The following is a 1,024-nucleotide window of genomic DNA, read 5'->3' as shown; positions in this document are numbered from 1 at the left end:
TACGACGTTTCGAAATTGATTATCACCATTTTTTATATGGATTCTTTTCTATTATTGCGGCTTGGATTTTATCTCTTGTATATTGTTTGAAATTTTCTTCTTTTTCAATAATCTTAACAAATTCTTCTAAGTCAAATAATACTAATAGTGCATTTTTTGCTAGTGCTTCTTTGCCAGCGATTATTGCAGAAGGAGAATATCCAGATGCTGAAATAAAAATTCCATGTGCATTTGCTCTATGATAAATTCTTCCTAAGTGGGCATAAATATCATCACTTCCTATTGAATCTTTTTTCCACTTCATTTCAGCTAGAAATATTTGATTATCTATTTCGATAATGCCATCGATTTGTTCGATAATTCCATCACCTGGTTCACCTGTTCTTCTAAAATCTTCTTTGAGTAAAATTTGGTATAGAGCGAAATATTTATTTAATACAATTTCTAATTGTTTTCCACGTTTAGCTGCATTTTGTTCTGAAAATAACAAGAAAAATTCGTTTTTTATTTGATCACGGTTTTCCTTATCTTTTTGAAGTTCCTTCATTTTTGAATCATATTCTTTTTTTCGAATATTTGATTCCCTTTCTCTTTCTTGACTCATTCTTGTGAACGAATCTTTAACATTTACAATTTTTTGAATTTCAGAAACCAATCCTTTTGCCTTCAATTGATCATTTTCCCAGCAAGTTGAATAAGCTTCAAACTCTGTAATTCGTTTAAGAATTTCCCTTCTTTCTCGTAAATATTTATCTGAATCTTCGTTTATTCTTTCTAGAATCGTTCGACAAATTTCGTATTTACTTATGCTAGTTTTATCCGTTTTGAGTTTGTCTGAAATATCCTTATATAATTTTTCACCAACGCCTGCTCCTTTGAAAAATAATATTACTGAATCTTTCGATCTATTTAACAAAGGTATAGTTTGTACTACGAGATCAAATAGATCTGGGGGATAGTGAAAAACGTTATTCATTTTTTATCCTCTTTTCTATGTTTTTCGAAATGTCGTATAACGAACTAG

General features: G+C 29.6%; 1 protein-coding gene. It reads right to left on the bottom strand.

Features of this window, described 5'->3' with window-relative positions; genetic code table 11:
• Nucleotides 1–22 precede the first annotated feature (22 nt).
• On the bottom strand, nucleotides 23–976 hold the full coding sequence (locus ND811_RS19350; protein WP_265353619.1) for a restriction endonuclease: 954 nt from the start codon (nucleotides 974–976) through the stop codon (nucleotides 23–25).
• Nucleotides 977–1,024 lie beyond the last annotated feature (48 nt).

Source organism: Leptospira soteropolitanensis (assembly GCF_026151655.1).
GTDB lineage: Bacteria > Spirochaetota > Leptospiria > Leptospirales > Leptospiraceae > Leptospira_A > Leptospira_A soteropolitanensis.
The sequence above is the reverse complement of the archived record's forward strand: the minus strand, read 5'-3'. Positions and strand labels throughout refer to the sequence as shown.

Excerpts from the sequence above, each read along its gene's own strand:
- ND811_RS19350 (WP_265353619.1), bottom strand. The coding sequence starts at position 976 with ATGAATAACGTTTTTCACTATCCCCCAGATCTATTTGATCTCGTAGTA.